Genomic DNA, 17,526 nt, shown 5'->3' on the forward strand with positions numbered 1-17,526 from the left:
CGATTACGTACTTGTCGCCGTTCGCCGTCAGAAGCCGCGGGCACCCCAATGGCGCGACGATCCCGCCATGAAGCGCACTCTGCGTCACCGATGTCACTTGAGGAGAATTCGATGACAGCCAACAATTTCCGTGCCGACGGGGTGCTGGCGCGCCTGGCGAGGTTCTGTTACCGGCGCCGCCGGACGGTCGTCCTGGCCTGGATCGTCGGCGTGATCGCGCTCGCGTACGCCGGTTTCGGCTACGGCGCCGCCTCCGACAACGACTTCTCCGGGGGCGACTCCGGATCCGCCAAGGCGCAGGAGCTGATCGAGAGGCACTTCCCCGAGCACCAGGGCGACACGCTGACCCTCGCCATCAAGACGGAACGGGGGATCGACGACCCCGCCGTCCGGCCGCGGATCGAGAAGGTCGTCGCCGACCTGGCCGCCTCACCGGTCACCGGACCGGTGGTGTCGCCGTACCAGGACCGGACCCTGGTGACGGCGGACCGCAGGATCGCCCGCACGACCATTCCGCTGACCGTCAAGGAGCCGGAGAAGTCCCAGGTCGAACCGCTGGTGGCCACGGTGAAGGACGCCTCGGGCGACGGCGTGACGCTGGGACTCGGCGGGGACGAGGCGGAAAAGGCCGAGACGCCCCCGCAGGGACCGGCCGACAGCGTGGGCGTCCTGGCGGCGGCGGTGATCCTGTTCATCGCCTTCGGGTCCCTGGTGGCGATGGGCCTGCCGATCGTGACCGCGCTGCTGGCGATCCTCGGCGGCATCGCCCTGATGAAGCTGGTCGGGCATGTCGTCCCGGCGCCGGACTTCACCACGGTCTTCGCGGCGATGATCGGGCTCGGCGTCGGCATCGACTACGCGCTGTTCATCGTGACCCGCTACAAGGAGTGCCTGCGGGACGGCGACGGGCCCGAGAACGCCACGGTCGCCGCCATCGCCACGGCCGGGCGCGCGGTGCTGTTCGCGGGCACCACCGTCGTGATCGCCTTGCTGGGCCTGGTCGTGATGGGACAGCGGCTGATGACCGGGGTGGCCGTCGCCGCGTCCGTGACCGTGCTGGTCACGATGGTCGCCGCGGTGACCCTGCTGCCGGCGTTCCTGGGATTCACCGGTCACAGAATCAGCTCGCTGCGCCTGCCGCGCCGCACGTCCCGCGCAGACCGTCGCCGCGACCGCCGGTACGAGGCCGCCGGTGCGGTGTCGTCCCGGGAACGCCGTGCCCCCGCCGAGCGCTGGGCCGGCGTTGTGCAACGCCATCCTCTGCTCGCCGCGACGCTCGCGGGCGCGGGTCTGCTGGTCCTGGCCGTGCCCACACTGTCGATGCGGCTGAGCCTTCCCGATGCCAGCGTCCAGCCTCACGACAGGAGCAGTTACACCTCGTACACGATCCTCAGCGAGGGCTTCGGTCCCGGGTACGGCGCGCCCCTGGTCTTCGCCACGCGGGTCGAGTCCAAGGACGCCGATCTGCGTCCCCTCGTGCAGGCGGTCGGCCGTACGGAGGGCATCGCCTACACCACGCCTCCACGGGTCAGCCGGGACGGGCGGGCCGCCACCTTCATGGCCTTCCCCGAGACCGGATACCAGGACGAGGCGACCGTCGATCTGGTGCACCGGCTCCGCGACGACGTGCTGCCCAAGGCGCCCGGCGGCGACGGCGTCCACGTCGGCGGCCCGAACGCCGCCACGATCGACTTCGCCGAGGAGGTCGGCTCGCGCCTGCCGCTGATGATCGTGGTCGTCATCGGGCTGTCCATGGTGCTGCTGATCGCGCTGGTGCGGTCGGTCACGATCGCGCTCCAGGCGGCCGTGATGAACCTGCTGTCGATCGGCGCCGCCTACGGCGTGATCGTCGCGGTCGTGCAGTGGGGCTGGCTGGGCACGGCCCTCGGGTTCGCCACCGACATGCCGATCACGGCCTGGGTGCCGATGGTGATGTTCCCGGTCCTGTTCGGCCTGTCCATGGACTACCAGGTCTTCCTGATCTCCCGGGTCCGCGAGGAGTACGAGCGCGCCGCCGACACCCGGACGGCCATCGCCCACGGGGTGGCGCGTACCGCCAAGGTCATCACCGCCGCGGCCGCCATCATGATCGCCGTCTTCACCACCTCGCTGCTCGGCCACGACGTCTCGGTCAAGCAGGTCGGGCTGGGGATGGCCGTCGCGGTGCTGATCGACGCCACCATCGTCCGCATGATCCTCGTCCCCGCGGTGATGGAACTGTGCGGCAAGGCCAACTGGTGGATGCCCGGCCGCCGCCCCTCCAAGGCGTCCGCCGCTCCCCAGACCGGGACCGCGGGCGAGGTCCGGGTGCGAACCCTTACGCGGTCGTCGTCGGGCCGCGATGACTGACGCCGCGACCGACGGCCCATGCGGAGCCGATGTTCCGGGCATCGCTCCGCATGGGTCCTCGCCCACGCCTGCCGGCAACTCGCCAAGGGACGTTTTCCCGCCTTTTCGAACGACTGCCGAAGAATGGTGAAATAAACGAGCCGCGGTGCGCGTGCCGACCGTTTATCGCGGAATTTACGATCGCACCTGTCAACCTTTCGATTCACTCGGGGGTCTTAGCAGTGAAGGTTCTGCCGAACCGAAATCGGGAGGAAAAAGAAATGCGCACCTCAGTTCGCCGTATAACCCTGGGCGTCGGTACGCTCGCCGCGGCGGTCGCGCCGCTCGTCGCGGTCCCGGCCGCGCAGGCGGGCGCCCACCCCTACAGCCCGCAGCGCCTGTGCGGGCCCGGGTACTACATCGTTTCCGACCACGGCGGCATCCACGGCAAGGCCCACCGCAGGATCGCCTACGGCTACCGGACCTACGGCCACGTCTACCTGCTTTACAGCCACAGGACGAGGAAGAACTGCGTGGTGGCGATCAAGTCCGCCTTCATCGGGAGGACAACGCCCATGTCCGCCACGCTCGGGGTCAGGCACGGTCCGACCGTCACCGACCGGGGCCGCTTCAAGTACTACGCCGGGCCGGTCAAGCTCTACGCCGGCAGGAAGTGCGTCAAGTACTTCGCGAGCATGCGCCTGCCCAACGGCAGGTACGCGACGGGCGGCCGCTACACCTGGGGCAACTGCCGCTGACCAAATCACGCCGCCCCATTGCGCGGCGGCACGGCCGGCGGGAACCCCGGCCGTGCCGCCGCGCGCCCGCGGGGCCTTAGATTTGGTTCACGTGCGGATCATCTCCCTGAACGCCTGGGGCGGCGCGCTGTTCGACGATCTCGGCCCCTGGCTGGACACGTGCGGCGCCGACATCCTGTGCCTGCAAGAGGTCACCCACACCCCGTCCCTCGGCGGCTGGACGCGCTACGACGACGCCGACCGGTCGCTGCCCCAGCGGGCGAACCTCCTGGCCGACGTCCGCTCCCGCCTCCCGCACCACCACGCACTCTTCGTCGCGAGCGACGCCGGCCCCGTCCAGGACCAGCGGCGGCGCCACCACCGGCAGGACTTCGGCCTGGCCACCTTCGTCGCCGAGACCCTCACCGTGGTCGGCGTGCGATCGGGGTTCGTCCACGGCGACTACACCGAACACGGCGACCAGTGGCCCACCGACGGCCGGCCCCGTACCGCGCTGGCGGTGCGCGTGCACGACCCCGCGACGCGGCGGTTCGTCACCGTCGTCAACCTCCACGGCCTGCGCGACCCGCGCGGCAAGGCCGACACCCCGGCCCGCGACGCGCAGGCCGAACGGCTGGCGGCGCTCGTCGAGGAGGCACGCCGGGACGGCGACGTGACCGTGGTGTGCGGCGACTTCAACCTGCTCCCGGGCAGCAGAACCTTCACGGTCCTCGCCGACCTCGGGCTGACCGACCTGGTCGGCGAGGCCGACACCCGGACCTCCCGCTACCCGAAACCGCTCCGGCACGCCAGTTACCTGCTGGTCTCCGACCCCGCCGCGGTCGAACGGTTCGACATCCCGGCCGAGCCCGAGGTCTCCGACCACCGCGCCCTGGTGCTCGACCTCAAGCACCGGTGACGACGGCGCCCCGGTCAGGCCGTCCCTTCCGGGATGCGGCCTGACCGGGGCGGTTGAGATCGATCTGCCGGACGCGTCACTCCTACCGGGCGCGGGACTCCTCAAGGGCGCGGCGGACCAGGACGCGGGTCAGATGCTCGCGGTACGCGGGACTGGCGTTCAGGTCGCCCGGCGCCTCGGTGCCTTCGGCGGCCAGCCGCGCCGCCTCGGGCACCGGCGTCCCGGCGGCCAGCGCCTGCTCGACCGCGGTGGCGCGCAGCGGCGTCGCGCCCATGTTGATCAGCGCGACCGCGTCGCCCTGGACGGCGACGCCGACGATCGCCCAGTCGATGGCGCGCTTGGTGAACTTCTGGAACGACCATCCGGACGCCGCCGGCTTGGGGATCCGGATCTCGGTGAGCAGCTCGTCCGGCTCCAGCGCCGTCTCCCAGAGGCCGTGGAAGAACTCCGACGCGGGGAACTCGCGCGTGCCGTTCGGACCCCGGGCCACCAGCGTGGCGTCCAGCGCGAGCACCACGGCGGGCAGGTCGGACGCCGGGTCGCCGTGCGCCAGCGACCCGCCGATGGTGCCGCGGTGGCGTACCTGCGGGTCGCCGACCTGGCCCGCGCTGTACGCGAGCAGCGGCAGCTCCCGGGACAGCAGCTCGGAGCGTTCGAGCTCGGCGTGGCGGGTGAGCGCGCCGATCGCGATGTGGTCGCCGCCGTCCCGGACATAGGACAGGTCGCGGATCCGGCCGATGTCCACGAGCACCTCGGGCACGGCGAGGCGCAGCTTCATGAGCGGCAGCAGGGAGTGGCCGCCGGCCAGCAGCTTCGCCTCGTCACCGTGCTCCGCGACCAGCTCGATGGCCTGGTCCGCCGATTCGGCCCGCCGGTAGGTGAAGGTCGCCGGGATCATTTCTCCTCCTCCGCCGCGGCGAGCACCGCGCGGACGATGTTGTGGTAACCGGTGCACCGGCAGAGGTTGCCCTCCAGGCCGGCCCGCACCTCCTCCTCGGACGGGCGCGAGTTCTCCTTGAGCAGCGAGACCGCGGCCATCATCATGCCGGGCGTGCAGAAGCCGCATTGCAGGCCGTGCTCCTCGTGGAAGGCCCGCTGCACCGGATGCAGCTCGCCGTCCGGGCCGGCCAGCCCTTCGGCGGTGGTGACCGCGGCGCCGTCCGCCTGGGCGGCGAGGACGGTGCACGACTTGACCGACTCTCCGTCGAGCAGCACGGTGCAGGCACCGCACGAGGTGGTGTCGCAGCCGACGTTGGTGGCGGTACGGCCGGCGACGTCCCGCAGGAAGTGGACGAGCAGGGTGCGGTCCTCCACGTCCTCCTGGATCGGCTCGCCGTTGACCGTGATGGTCACCTTCACTTTCCGGCCCTCGCTTCGTTGATCGCGGTCCACACCCGTTCCGGCGTGGTCGGCATGTCGATATGGCGTACCCCGAGATGTGCGACGGCGTCGACGACGGCGTTCTGGATCGCCGGTGTGGCCCCGATCGTGCCCGCCTCGCCGATGCCCTTCACGCCCAGCGGGTTGAGGGTCGTGGGGGTCTCCATCCGCACCAGCTCGAAGCTGGGCAGTTCCGCCGCGGTGATGATGGGATAGTCGATGAGCGTGCTGGTGACGGGGTTGCCGTCCGCGTCGTAGCGCACCTCCTCCAGAAGCGCCTGCGCGGCGCCCTGCGCGATGCCCCCGTGCCGCTGCCCCTCGGCCAGGATCGGGTTGACCACCGGCCCGGCGTCGTCGACGGTGACGTGCCGCACCAGCCTGGTCTTCCCGGTCTCGGTGTCGACCTCCACGACGGCGACGTGCGCGCCGAACGGGAACGTGGTCTTGCCGGGGGCGAAGTGGGCGTCGGCGGCCAGCCCGTCGGGACCGGCCAGCTCGGCGATCCGCGCCCAGTCCAGCCCGACGTCCGGGACGCCGCGGACCCGCCACACCCCGCCGTCCGCGTCGAACTCCAGGTCGGCCTTGTCGGCCTCCAGCTCGTCGGCGGCCAGCTCCCGGGCCTTCTCCTTCACGTCCTTCGCGGCCTGGTACACGGCGGTCCCGCCGAGCTGGAGCGACCGGGAGCCGAAGGTGCCGACCGCCACCGGGATCGCGTCGGTGTCCCCGTGCAGCACCGTGACCTTGTCCATGGGCACGCCGAGCTCGTCCTGGACGAGCATCGCCCAGGCGGTGGCGTGCCCCTGCCCGTGCGGCGAGCTGCCGGTGAAGACCGTCACCGTGCCGTCGTGGTTCACCACGACCCGCCCCGTCTCGCCCGCCTCCGCCAGCACGCCGGTGATCTCGACGTACGCGGACAGGCCGATGCCGAGCTGCACCGGGTCGCCGCTCTCACGGCGCCGGGCCTGCTCGGCGCGCAGCTCGTCGTAGCCGACCGCGTCCAGCACCTTGTCCAGCGCCGCGGCGTACTCGCCGCTGTCGTACTCGGCGCCGCCGGGCGTGGTGTGGGGGAACTTGTCCGGCGGGATGAAGTTGCGGCGCCGCACCTCGGCCGGGTCCATACCGATCTCGGCGGCGAACAGGTCGACCGCCCGCTCGATCGCCGCGGTGGCCTCCGGGCGCCCCGCCCCCCGGTAGGCGGAGATCGGCGTCGTGTTGGTCAGCGCGACCTGGAACCTGGTCTCGACGTGCGGGATGTCGTACACGCCGCTGGCCATCATCGAGGTGAACGTCGCCAGCATCGGCGCCATGCGCGGGTAGGCGCCGGCGTCCTGGACGAGGTCGAGCCGGTACGCCTTGATCCGGCCGTCCCGGTCCCCGCCGAGCCTGACGATATGGCGCTGGCCGCGGCCGTGGGTCATGCCGACCATGTTCTCGCTGCGCGTCTCCGCCCAGCGCAGCGCCCGCCCGGTCTTCTTGGCCGCCCAGGCCACGGCGATGCAGTCACGGTCGACGCCGATCTTGGCGCCGAACCCGCCGCCCACATCGGGCGTGATCACCCGTACCGCGGAGGCGTCGAGCCCGGCGGCGCCGGCGATGGCGTCCCGCGACATCTGCGCGTTCTGGGTGCTGAGCCACACGGTGAGCTTGCCGTCCGCCCAGACGGAGGCGGCGGCGCGGGTCTCCAGGGGCACCGGTGCGACCCGCTGGTTGACGAACGAGTGCTCCACCACGACGTCGCAGCCGTCGAAGGCGGCCGCGTCGGCCTCCTCGGCCCCGCCGGCGGCGATCACGTTGGACTCGGCGGCCGGGAACAGCAGCGTCTCGCCGGCCAGCGCGGTGTCGAAGTCCACGACCGGTGGCAGCGGGTCGTAGTCCACGCTCACCAGTTCGGCGGCGTCCTCCCCCTGGCCGCGGCCATCGGTGATCACCATCGCGACCGGTTCGCCCGCGTACCGCACCGTGTCCGTGGCCAGCAGGGGCTCGGGTGTCGGGGCCTCGGGGGTGGGCGCCGGGGGGTTGTCGAGATCGGCGCCGGTCAGCACCGCGACGACCCCGGGCGACTCCAGCGCCGCGGAGACGTCGATCTCGGTGATCCGCGCGTGCGCCATCGGGCTGCGCACGAACGTGACATGCGCGGCCCCGGCCAGCTCCGGCTCGCGCAGGTCGTCGGTATAGGTGCCCCCGGCGGTCAGCAGCCGCGGGTCCTCGAAGCGCGCCACCCGCGTGCCCATGATGCTCATGAATCGCCTCCAAACTCGCCGTGGGCCGATCAGACCACATGCCTAGTTGAAACGGCAATCAAGCTCCGCATCAATCGCCACGGTTTTTGGCGGGCGCGCTCCCGATCCCCGGGGGCGGAGACCGTGCCCCGGGCGGTCAGGCGGGGTCGAGCGATCCGACCGTCACGCGCCACTCACGGAGCGTGCGGTCCTTGGTGACCTCGAACCGCGTGTAGGGGTCCTGCTCGACGAGGGCCTGGGCGGCGGCCTCGTCCTCGGCACGCAGGATGATCATGCCGCCCGTCAGGTCCTCGTACGGGCCGGCGGCGGCGAGGCTGCCCTGCGCTTCGAGCCTCTTGAGGTGCGCCAGGTGGTCGTCGCGGCGTTCCGCCCGCGCCGGGGTGTCGTTGTAGCCGTAGGTCAGGACGAACAGTGCCATGCGGTTCTCCTTCTGTCGTGGGACGGTTGCGGCTTCGGGTGATCTCGTTCAGGCCCGCAGTCCGTACACCCGCCGGGCGGTGCCGGCGAAGACGGCGTGCTGGTCGGCGGGCGGCAGGTGGGCCAGCGCGTCCTTCCACGCCTCGACGAGCGGCGGCATCGCGGTCCAGATCTTCTCGACGGGGAAGTTGGTGCCGAACATGGCCCGATCGGCCCCGAAGCGGTCGATCACCTCGCCGGCGACCAGGGAGATGAGATCGGGATCGACCCGGTGGACGAAGGTGCCCTGCCCGGTGAGCTTGACGACGACGTTGGACGCCTCGGCCAGCGCGTCGAGCCCGGCCCGCCATGGATCGAGGTACTCGTGGCCGATGAGCATGCCCGCGTGGACGAGGACGAAGGTGATGCCGGGGAAGGTTGCGACCAGCTCGGCCGCGTCCGGCATCTGCTCGGGGAAGACCTGGAGCTCGAACAGCCAGCCGAGGTCGGCGAGCGCGCCGATGTTCTTGCGGAAAACCGGGTCCTTCATGCGGTCGGGTGCGTCGGCGAACCGGAACTCCGGGCGCTCGTGCCAGTGCAGTTGCTGCCGGGTGCCCCGGAGCAGCGGCGTGAGCGCGGCCTGCCGCCGCATGGTCTCCGGGGCGTCCTCGTCGAACAGGTCGACGGACCCGATGACGGCCATCGGCCAGCCCGTCTCCTCATGGACGTCGCGGAGCCACCGCACCTCGTCCACGACCCGGTCGAGCGGCCAGTTCGTCTGCACGTAGACCGACTCGCCGATCCCGGAGGCCGTGGCGTCGGCGATGTACTCGCCGATCAGGTAGTCCCTCCTGATCGGCTCGTACGGGCCGAAGATCCGCGGCACCATCGGGCCGGACAGCCATGGCAGGTCCCCGGCCCGCCAGATGTGGTGGTGCGAGTCGACGATGTCACCCGTGTAGCGCGGCATGCCGCATCACCTCCTGATCATCTCGTGGCCAGGGTCCGCACCTGCTCGTACGCCGTACGCAGGTCGCGTACGCCCGCGAGCGCGTCCACGCTGCCGAGCACGGCGGACATGCCGCGGGTGACCGGCCGGTACGCGGGGTCGCAGGCGAGCGGCGACCACCACAGCAGCCGGTGGCTCAGCAGCGACAGCCGCCGCACGGCCGCCTCCATGGGACGGCAGTCGCCGCGTTCCAGGCCATCGGAGAGCACGATCACCAGGGCGTCGCGCGCCATCGTGACGTACCGGGCGTTGCCGAGGAACTCCTGGAGCGATGCCCCGATCCGGGTCCCTCCTTCGGCGTCCAGGACGATGTCGCTCAGCGAGCCGACCGCCGCGTCCACGTCCCTTGCGCAAAGCGCCTCGGTGACGCGGGTCAGCCGGGTGCCGAAGGTGAACGCCTCGACGCGGTCGAGGCGGCGGACCACCGCATGGGCGAAGCGGAGGTAGTCCGCGCTGTGCCGCTTCATCGACCCGGACACGTCGATGAGCAGCAGCACCCGGCGCTGCCGCCATGGACGGTCCCGCCGCCGCAGCGTCACGATCTCGCCGTGGCCGCGCCGGGACTCGCGGCAGATCCTGGCGACGTCGATCCACGGACCCCGCCGCGCGGGTCTCCGGCGCCGGGAGCGGATCGTGGGCGCGGCACCGGGCAGCTCGCGCCGCAGCAGCGCGAGGATCGTCCGGTCGTCCTCGCTCGCGGTGCCGAAGGCCGGGCGCCCCTCGCGTTCCGAGGGGCTGGCCGCCAGGCCCGCCGAACCGCCGAGCGCCGCCGTGAGGGAGCCTTCCCGTCCCTTCCCGTGCGACGCGGGCACCTCGTCGTCGGGGGATTCCCGCTCACGGACGGGCGCCGCCGCCACCTCGCCGAACCAGCGCTCGAACGTGGGAACGTACACCTCCAGGTCTTCACGGGACGTGGTGAGGGTGGCCTCCCCGATCCAGTAGAGATGCGCGGTGTCACGCGGCCCGACCGTCTCGATCGCCTGGAGGAAGACCCGCTGTTTCGGCACCGGCACCCGCATGCCCTGCTCGTTCAGGTCGCGGAGGAATCCGTGGACGTGATCGGCGACGCGCGCGGCCAGGTCCCGGTCAGTCACCGAACACCTCCGCGGCGTGGCGGCCGACCAGCGCCAGGTCCTCCTCGTGCTTGACGAGCAGCCCCACCGACCGGCGTGCCGCCTCCAGCCAGGTCGAACCCTCGCGGACCAGGACCTGCGCGCCGCGGGCCCAGGCGATCGACTCGGCGATCCCGGGGCGTTTCAGCAGGGCCAGCCCGCGGATCCGGTGTACGGCGGCGACGAGGCGGGACGCGCTCCGCTCGTCCAGGCCGGGCGCCTGCGCGCGGATGATCGCGCGTTCCCGTTCCGCGTCGGGGAACGGGATCCAGTGGTAGAGGCAGCGGCGCTTGAGCGCGTCGTGCAGCTCGCGGGTCCGGTTGGAGGTGAGGACGACCAGCGGCACGCTCGCCGCGCCGATGGTGCCCAGCTCGGGGATGGTGATCTGGAAGTCGCTCAGGAACTCCAGCAGGAACGCCTCGAACTCGCTGTCGGACCGGTCGATCTCGTCGATCAGCAGCACCGCGCCGGACTCCGCCCGCAGCGCCCGCAGCAGCGGGCGTTCCAGCAGGAACTCGTCCCGGTACAGGTCGCCGACGCCGCGCCCCTCCACCTCGGCCGCCCGCAGGTGCAGCAACTGCTTCGGATAGTCCCACTCGTACAGGGCCTGGGAGGCGTCCAGCCCCTCGTAGCACTGCAACCGGATCAGCTCGCGGCCGAGGACCCGTGCCAGGACGCCGGCGACCTCGGTCTTGCCGACCCCCGGCTCGCCCTCCAGCAGCAGCGGCAGCTCCAGCGCGCGGGCCAGGTGGACGGCGGTGAGCAGCCCCTCGTCGGCGAGGTAGCCCTCGGCGGTCAGCCGCCGGTCCAGCGCGTCCGGGTCAACCGGCATGACCGGCCCGCAGGGCGTCGAGTCCGCGCAGCACCTTTTCGGGGGTGAACGGCATGCTCGTCAGCCGCACGCCGACCGCGTCGTACACGGCGTTGGCGATCGCGGGGATGGGCGCGTTGGCCGTCATCTCGCCGATCCCCTTGGCCCCGAACGGCCCGTTGTCGGCGGGCCGTTCCAGGAACACGCTCGTCTGCGACGGAAGGTCGGCCGGCCCCGGCATCAGGTACTCGGTGAAGTCGATCGGGCCGTGCTCGCGCGACTCCGGATAGTACGGCTCGGTCGACTCGAACAGCGCGTGCGACAGTCCCATCCAGGCGCCGCCCTCGACCTGCTGCGTCGCCAGGGCCGGGTTCAGCGCCCGGCCGACCTCGTAGGTGTTGTAGAGCCGCAGCACCTCGATCACGCCGGTCTCGTCGTCGACCTCGACCTCGGCCACCGTGCACGCGTGCGCCTGGCAGGAGTCCGGGTCCATCTCACCGGTCTCCGGCACCGGGGTGCTCGGCTCCTTGAGGAAGATGCCCCGTCCGGAGATGGTCCGGCCCTGCCGGAAATGCGCGGCGAGCGCCACATCGCTGACGTGGATCCTCTTCTCCGACGAGCCCTTGAGGCGGATGAACCCCGTGCCGTCGGTCTCCAGGTCCTCCGCGTCGACCTCCAGCTCCTCGCCGGCGACCTGGAGCATGACGTCCCTGGCCTCGCGCGCCGCCATGATCACGGCGTTGCCGATCCGGTGGGTGCCGCGGCTGGCGAACGTCCCCATGCAGTGCGGGCCCGTGTCGGTGTCGGCGGTGTCGATGATGACGTTCTCGATCGGTACGCCGAGGGTCTCGGCCGCGCATTGGGCGATGACCGTCCGCAGCCCCTGGCCGAGGTCGACCGACGACAGCGTGACGACGAACCCGCCCATCGTGGTCGCGTGGACGAGCGCCTGCGACGGGTCACCGCCGAGGTTCATCCCCGTCGGGTAGTTCACCGCCGCGTACCCGCGTCCGCGTCGCAGTGCCATCGCTCAGACCTCCGATCGCTCGGCGGACGACATCGCCCGGTACTCCGGTGGCAGGTCGTGCCCCACCAGCTCGGCCGCGCGCTGCATCACCTCGACCAGGGCCGTGCCGGACGCGACCTTGCGGTGCGCCTTCATGTCGCCGTCGCGGTAGGCGTTCTTGAGCCGGAGCCGCAGCGGGTCGATGCCCAGCTCCCGGGCGACCCGGTCCATGTGCGACTCCAGCGCGAAGTCGCCGATCGTGACGCCGAACCCGCGCATGGCGCTGGACGGCGTCCGGTTCGTGTACACGCAGTGGGCGTCGACGTGCACGTTCGGGATCGTGTACGGGCCGGGCATGTGCGCGGCCGCCTTGGTGGTGCCGTACGGGCTGTGCCGGGAGTACGCGCCCGCGTCCACATACAGGGTGATCTTGCGGGCCACGATCCGGCCGTCGTCCATGACGCCGTCCTTGATGTAGATGCGCTCGGCCGCCCGCGTGGACGACACCTGCATCTCCTCGGCGCGGCTGTAGACGTACTTGGCCGGCCGGCCGGTCAGCATGGCGGCGAGGCAGGCCAGCGGCTCCACGATGACGTCGACCTTGCCGCCGAACCCGCCCCCGACCGTCCCGCCGACGACGCGCAGATCGGTCGGCGGGACGTCGAGGATGAGCGCGGTGTTGTCGAGGGTGAAGAACGCGGCCTGGGTGTTGGTGTGGATCCGCAGTCGGCCGTCACCCTGCGGGACCACGATGCAGCCGGTCGGCTCGACGGGCGCGTGCTCGATCGGTGAGGAGGCGTAACGTCCCTCGATGATCCGGTCCGCCTCCGCGAAGCCCCGTTCGACGTCGCCGAAGCGGATCCGGCGGCAGTGGTGGCCCTCGTACACGAAATGGTTCGTGCCCGATCGCTTGATGATCGAAGCGCCGTCGGCCAGCGCCTCCTCCACGTCCAGGACGGCGGGCAGGTCGGTGTAGTCCACGGCGACCCGGGCGGCGCCCTCGCGGGCGGCCTCCTCGGTCTCGGCGACCACCGCGACGATCGGCTCCCCGCGGTAGAGGACCCGGTCCTCGGCCAGCACCGGCTCGTCGTCGGGCCCGACGCCGATCAGCCGCAGCACGGTGTACCAGTTGCCCGGCACGTCCTCATGGGTGATCACGCGGAGCACGCCGGGGACCTCAAGGGCGCCCGAGACGTCGACACGGTCGATCAGGGCATGGTGCCGCGTGGACCGGTGGATCTTCACATGGGTCATCCCCGGCACCGTCAGGTCCTCGAAGAAGGCCGTACGGCCGGTGACGTGCGCGCGGGCGTCCGAACGCTGGACGGGCGAGCCGATGACGGTGAAGTCGCCACCGGCGCGCTCGCCCTTGAAGTACTCGGTGTCGATCGGCGTGAGGCGTGCCATCAGACCTCGGCCTCCGTGAGCTCGGCGGCGCCTTCGGCGGCGCGGCGGCGTTCCGCCGCGGCCAGGACGGCGGTCACGATCGGCTCGTATCCGGTGCAGCGGCAGACGTTGCCGCAGATCGCCTCGTTGACGTCCTCGCGGGTCGGGTTCGGGTTCCGGTCGAGCAGGGCGGTCGCCGACATGATCATTCCGGGGGTGCAGAACCCGCACTGCGTCGCGAAATGATCGACGAACGCCTCCTGCACGTCGGTGAGCCGCTCGCCGTCGGCCAGGCCCTCGACCGTCCGCACCGTCGAGCCCTCGACCGTCACCACGGGGATCAGGCACGAGACCACCGGCCTGCCGTCCAGCAGCACCGTGCAGGCCCCGCAGCCCCCTTGCGCGCACCCGCGCTTGGCCCCCATCAGCCCGAACGACTCGCGCAGCGCGCTCAGCAGCGTCGTCGACGGCTTGGCGATCAGCTCCCGCTCGGCGCCGTTCACCCTGAGCGTGACGATCCTGGACGGCATGCGATCCCCTTTCAGGCCCCGAGCAGGGCACGACGCAGGTGGACGGGGAAGACCCGGGCGCGGTACCAGGCCGAGGCGTAGGCGTCGTCGAACGGGTCGATGTCGGCCGCGTCCGCCGCCCGCGCGACGACCTCGGCGTTCAACGGGGCGCCCCGCAGGACGCGCTCGGCGCCCGCCGCCCGGACCACGCGGCGTGCCACCCCGCCGAGCGCGAGACGGACATCCTCGACCAGCCCGTCCCGCACGGCGATCCGGGCCGCCACGGTGACGATGGAGGCCGAGTTGAGGCGCCGTCGGCTCGCCTTGTAGAAGCGGAACGTGTCCGTGGCGGTGAACCGTACGCGGGTCACCAGGTCACCGGGCCGGAGACCGCCCTCGATGACCCGCTCAAGCGACTCGCCGCGCGCGCCGTCGGCGCCGAGCACGTCCAGCTCCGCGTCCAGCGCGAGGAGGGCCACCGCCAGGTCGCCGTACGGCTGCGGTACGAACAGGTTGCCGGCCACCGTGGCGAGGCCGCGGACCGGTGGCGAGGCGATCGACCGGACACAACCGGCCAGGTAGCCCAGCCGGTCGTCGTCCTCGATCTCGGCGAGCGTGGTGGCCGCGCCCAGCGTCACCGCGTCGCCCTCGACATCGATGCCGCCCAGCCCCGCCTTGCGCAGGCTCACCAGCCGGAGGTCGCCGTCCGCCCGGTCGGCCGCCCGCGCCAGCAGATGGGTGCCGCCGCCGAGCGGCAGGGCCCCGTCCTGGAGCGCCGCGCGTGCCTCCTCGGCGCTCTCGGGTACCCGAACGGAGGTCAGCATGGCCGCTCCTATTATCGATATCGATAATTGAGCCTAGATAGCATGGTCCGAGAGCGTCAAGGGCGCTCAGGACCGTGGACCCGCACGAGGAGTTGTGTTGCCAGACCCCACGGCGAACCCGTCCGCCGCCCCGCGCTCGACGCGGCCGACGCTGAGCCGGCAGATCCGCGACGGCCTGCTCCAACGGATCGTCTCCGGCGAGCTCGGCGCGGGCGACCGGCTGATCGAGACGAGGATCGCCCTCGAGTTCGGGACGAGCCAGGCCCCGGTGCGGGAGGCGCTGCGCCAGCTTGAGGGCCTCGGCCTCATCGAGAGCCGGCCCCGCCATGGCAGCCGGGTCCTCCCGTTCGCCGAGCAGACGATCCGCGAGGCGTACATCGTGCGGGCCGCCCTGGAGGAGACCGCGACGCGGCTCGCCATGCTGGCCGGGACCCTGCCCTTCGACCGCCTGGAAGAGGCGGTCGAGGAGATGGACCGCTGTGCCCAGGCCGACGACGTCCACGGCATCGGCCTGGCCAGCGCGCGTTTCCACCGGCACGTCGTGCAGGCGGGCGGCAACGCGCTGCTGACCCGCTCATGGGAGGCGCTGCAAATAGAGGCGCGCACGGCCATCGCCCTGATGGTCATCCGACCCAAACTCGAACGTGTCGCCGAGGAGCATCGCGAACTGCTCGACGTCATGGCGGCTGGCGACATCGAAGCCGCCTGCCGCCACGCCCGGGACCACCAGTGGTTCTACGCCGACACCCCCCACGACCCCTACGGCGCCCCGAAACACCACCCGTAGACGGTCACCACGAGATCCGCCGCCGATCGCGCCGACCCCGCTGGACACCAACGACGCCGAGGTGATGGCCGACCAGCGCACCGTGGCGTAACACCGGCGGGGTGCCTGTCCGGCTCGCGGAGCCGACCGGCCGGGGGTGGGCTCAGGGGTTGGGTTCGGTGATGGGGCTGCGGCGTTCGATGAAGACGACGTCGCGCCAGCGGCCGTGGTGGCGGCCGATACGTTCGCGTGTGCCCACGACCCGGAAGCCCGCGCGTTCGTGGAGGGCGAGGCTGGCGGTGTTCTCGGGGAAGATGCCGCTCTGGATCGTCCAGATCCCGGCGGTCTCCGTGGAGTCGATGAGGGCGGTGAGCAGTGCGGCGCCGACGCCTCGGCCGCGTGCGGCGGTACCGACGTAGATCGAGTCCTCGACCACGCCTTTGTACACGCAGCGGGAGGAGACGGGCGAGACGGCGACCCAGCCGAGCAGGTCTCCGGTGGCGGTGTCGACGGCGACGTGGCGGTGGCGGGGGAGCTTGCCCGCGTCGAAGTCCTCCCAGGAGGGTGCGGTGACCTCGAAGCTGGCGTGGCCGGTGTCGAGTCCTTCCTGGTAGATGGCCAGGACCTGGGCGGCGTCGGCGGCGCGCATCGGGCGGATCTCCACTCCGTCCGGCGCGGCGGGCTTGGTGGCCTTGACGATCGCCGAGTGCAGGGCGCCGTCGCTGAGCGGGTGCGTGACCTGGACGGTGGCGGTGGTGAACCCGGCGTCCAGGAGCTGGTCGCGGTAGTCGCCGGCGGTGACGGCTCCGGCGGCGCAGCCGGTCGCCTCCTCGGTGGCCCTGCGGCGTTCGGGGCTGAGGCCGTCCGCGGCGATGACATCGGTGATCCCGAGGCGGCCGCCGGGACGGAGCACGCGGAACGCCTCGGCGAGTGCGGCGGGCTTGTCGGTGGACAGGTTGATGACGCAGTTGGAGATGACCACGTCGATGTGCCTGTCGGGTAGCGGGATCTCCTCCAGGTAACCGTGCAGGAACTCGACGTTGCCCGCGCCGGCCTGACGGGCGTTGGCGGTGGCCAGGGCGATCATGTCGGTGCCGGCGTCCAGGCCGTAGACGCGTCCGGCGGGGCCGGTGCGGCGGGCGGACAGGATCACGTCCAGGCCGCCGCCCGAGCCGAGGTCCAGCACGGTCTCGCCCGGCGCGATCTCGGCGACGGCCAGCGGGTTGCCGCACCCGAGGCCGGCCCGCCGGGCCGCTTCGGGAACCGGTTCGCCCGCGGGGTAGGCGGCGGCGCCGAAGCAGGCGTCGGGCTCGGTGCCGGGGCCGTAGTCGTTGGGCCGGCCGCCGGTGGCGGCCGTACGGGCGAGGTCGGAGTAGCGGGCGATGATCTGTTCGCGGGATGGCTGCTGCGGCATGGCTCATCTCTCCTGGCAGGGGCCGGGGACCGCGGGGACGGGACGTCCCATGACGACGTCGGCGGCGCTGGGGAAGCAGTCGACGCAGGCGTCGTTGATCCGGTAGAGGGTGGCGGTGCCCCGCCGTTCGGCGAGCACGAACCGCACCGCCGCCAGTTGTTTGAGGTGGGCCGAGACGGTGGACTGGCCCACGTCCACGGCCTCGACGATCCGCCCCACGGTCATGGGTGTCCCGTGCCGGGCCAGCAGCGACACGATCTGGATGCGGGTGGGGTCGGCCAGGGCCTTGAACCAGGACGCGTACTCCGCGGCGGTGGGCCGGTCGAGCGGCTGGGCGGTCACCGTTTGCTTCATCGTTCATCGACGATAGACGATGAAGTGCCCGCAGGCAAGGACCTGGTGACGGGTCGCTCAGCGGCAGCCGGAGCCGTCCTCGGGCGGGTCGCCGTTCCGGGAGCCCGAATGCCCCGGCATGTCGGCGTACGTTCATTTTCCGGAGGCAACCCGGCGGCCTCGGAGACTGCCAACTTCGATCACGGCCGCATAGGCTCGCGGTGTGGAGAGGCGCATTTTCGGGCTTGAGAACGAGTACGGCGTGACCTGTACCTTCCGTGGGCAGCGGCGGTTGTCGCCTGATGAGGTGGCGCGGTACCTGTTCCGGCGGGTGGTGTCGTGGGGGCGCAGCAGCA

The 17,526-nt window shown here is 71.7% G+C and carries 17 protein-coding genes; 4 read left to right on the forward strand and 13 right to left on the reverse strand.

Annotated elements, in window-relative coordinates; all coding sequences use genetic code 11:
* The first annotated feature begins 111 nt into the window (after positions 1 to 111).
* The 3 genes from QSK21_RS33425 (at position 112) to QSK21_RS33435 (ending at position 3,984) form a co-directional block, all read left to right on the forward strand.
* A complete protein-coding gene (locus QSK21_RS33425; RefSeq protein WP_285701652.1) occupies positions 112 to 2,349 on the forward strand; it encodes an MMPL family transporter in 2,238 nt (745 codons plus the stop codon).
* A 260-nt stretch (positions 2,350 to 2,609) separates the two neighbouring features.
* The gene (locus QSK21_RS33430; RefSeq protein WP_285701653.1) at positions 2,610 to 3,086 is read left to right on the forward strand and encodes a hypothetical protein; all 477 of its coding nucleotides are present in this window, start codon (positions 2,610 to 2,612) and stop codon (positions 3,084 to 3,086) included.
* Positions 3,087 to 3,177: 91 nt separating this feature from the next.
* A complete protein-coding gene (locus QSK21_RS33435; protein ID WP_285701654.1) occupies positions 3,178 to 3,984 on the forward strand; it encodes an endonuclease/exonuclease/phosphatase family protein in 807 nt (268 codons plus the stop codon).
* Between the two features lie 82 nt (positions 3,985 to 4,066).
* Here the strand turns inward: QSK21_RS33435 and QSK21_RS33440 are convergent, their stop codons facing one another.
* The 11 genes from QSK21_RS33440 to QSK21_RS33485 form a co-directional block, all read right to left on the reverse strand.
* A complete protein-coding gene (locus tag QSK21_RS33440) occupies positions 4,067 to 4,882 on the reverse strand; it encodes an FAD binding domain-containing protein (RefSeq protein WP_285701655.1) in 816 nt (271 codons plus the stop codon).
* Positions 4,879 to 5,343: a (2Fe-2S)-binding protein gene (locus tag QSK21_RS33445; RefSeq protein ID WP_285701656.1), complete on the reverse strand. Its 465-nt coding sequence runs from the start codon at positions 5,341 to 5,343 to the stop codon at positions 4,879 to 4,881. Before QSK21_RS33445 ends, QSK21_RS33440 begins: the two co-directional genes overlap by 4 nt.
* Positions 5,340 to 7,604, reverse strand: a complete 2,265-nt coding sequence (locus QSK21_RS33450) for a xanthine dehydrogenase family protein molybdopterin-binding subunit (protein WP_285701657.1) — start codon at positions 7,602 to 7,604, stop codon at positions 5,340 to 5,342. The genes QSK21_RS33445 and QSK21_RS33450 overlap by 4 nt, the downstream gene beginning before the upstream one ends.
* A gap of 136 nt (positions 7,605 to 7,740) precedes the next feature.
* Entirely contained in the window at positions 7,741 to 8,022 is a 282-nt protein-coding gene (locus tag QSK21_RS33455) for a YciI family protein (RefSeq protein WP_285701658.1), read from the reverse strand.
* Between the two features lie 48 nt (positions 8,023 to 8,070).
* Positions 8,071 to 8,970: an amidohydrolase family protein gene (locus tag QSK21_RS33460; RefSeq protein WP_285701659.1), complete on the reverse strand. Its 900-nt coding sequence runs from the start codon at positions 8,968 to 8,970 to the stop codon at positions 8,071 to 8,073.
* Between the two features lie 17 nt (positions 8,971 to 8,987).
* The gene (locus tag QSK21_RS33465) at positions 8,988 to 10,103 is read right to left on the reverse strand and encodes a vWA domain-containing protein (RefSeq protein WP_285701660.1); all 1,116 of its coding nucleotides are present in this window, start codon (positions 10,101 to 10,103) and stop codon (positions 8,988 to 8,990) included.
* A complete protein-coding gene (locus QSK21_RS33470; RefSeq protein WP_285701661.1) occupies positions 10,096 to 10,953 on the reverse strand; it encodes an AAA family ATPase in 858 nt (285 codons plus the stop codon). Before QSK21_RS33470 ends, QSK21_RS33465 begins: the two co-directional genes overlap by 8 nt.
* Complete coding sequence (locus tag QSK21_RS36290) at positions 10,943 to 11,959, reverse strand: xanthine dehydrogenase family protein molybdopterin-binding subunit (protein WP_352231361.1); 1,017 nt, start codon at positions 11,957 to 11,959, stop codon at positions 10,943 to 10,945. Before QSK21_RS36290 ends, QSK21_RS33470 begins: the two co-directional genes overlap by 11 nt.
* 3 nt (positions 11,960 to 11,962) lie before the next feature.
* The gene (locus QSK21_RS36295) at positions 11,963 to 13,345 is read right to left on the reverse strand and encodes a xanthine dehydrogenase family protein molybdopterin-binding subunit (RefSeq protein ID WP_352231362.1); all 1,383 of its coding nucleotides are present in this window, start codon (positions 13,343 to 13,345) and stop codon (positions 11,963 to 11,965) included.
* Positions 13,345 to 13,854 (reverse strand): (2Fe-2S)-binding protein, encoded by a 510-nt coding sequence (locus QSK21_RS33480; RefSeq protein WP_285701662.1) that lies wholly within the window; start codon positions 13,852 to 13,854, stop codon positions 13,345 to 13,347. Before QSK21_RS33480 ends, QSK21_RS36295 begins: the two co-directional genes overlap by 1 nt.
* 11 nt (positions 13,855 to 13,865) lie before the next feature.
* A complete protein-coding gene (locus QSK21_RS33485; protein WP_285701663.1) occupies positions 13,866 to 14,657 on the reverse strand; it encodes an FAD binding domain-containing protein in 792 nt (263 codons plus the stop codon).
* 97 nt (positions 14,658 to 14,754) lie between these two features.
* On the opposite strand from QSK21_RS33485, the gene QSK21_RS33490 reads away from it, so the two are divergent.
* Positions 14,755 to 15,444 (forward strand): GntR family transcriptional regulator, encoded by a 690-nt coding sequence (locus QSK21_RS33490; protein ID WP_285701665.1) that lies wholly within the window; start codon positions 14,755 to 14,757, stop codon positions 15,442 to 15,444.
* A 142-nt stretch (positions 15,445 to 15,586) separates the two neighbouring features.
* Here the strand turns inward: QSK21_RS33490 and QSK21_RS33495 are convergent, their stop codons facing one another.
* Both QSK21_RS33495 and QSK21_RS33500 read right to left on the reverse strand, forming a co-directional pair.
* Positions 15,587 to 16,837: a GNAT family N-acetyltransferase gene (locus tag QSK21_RS33495; protein WP_285701666.1), complete on the reverse strand. Its 1,251-nt coding sequence runs from the start codon at positions 16,835 to 16,837 to the stop codon at positions 15,587 to 15,589.
* A gap of 3 nt (positions 16,838 to 16,840) precedes the next feature.
* A complete protein-coding gene (locus QSK21_RS33500) occupies positions 16,841 to 17,191 on the reverse strand; it encodes an ArsR/SmtB family transcription factor (protein ID WP_285701667.1) in 351 nt (116 codons plus the stop codon).
* Between the last annotated feature and the right edge of the window lie 335 nt (positions 17,192 to 17,526).

It is taken from the genome of Actinomadura sp. NBRC 104412 (assembly GCF_030269515.1).
Taxonomy (GTDB): domain Bacteria; phylum Actinomycetota; class Actinomycetes; order Streptosporangiales; family Streptosporangiaceae; genus Spirillospora.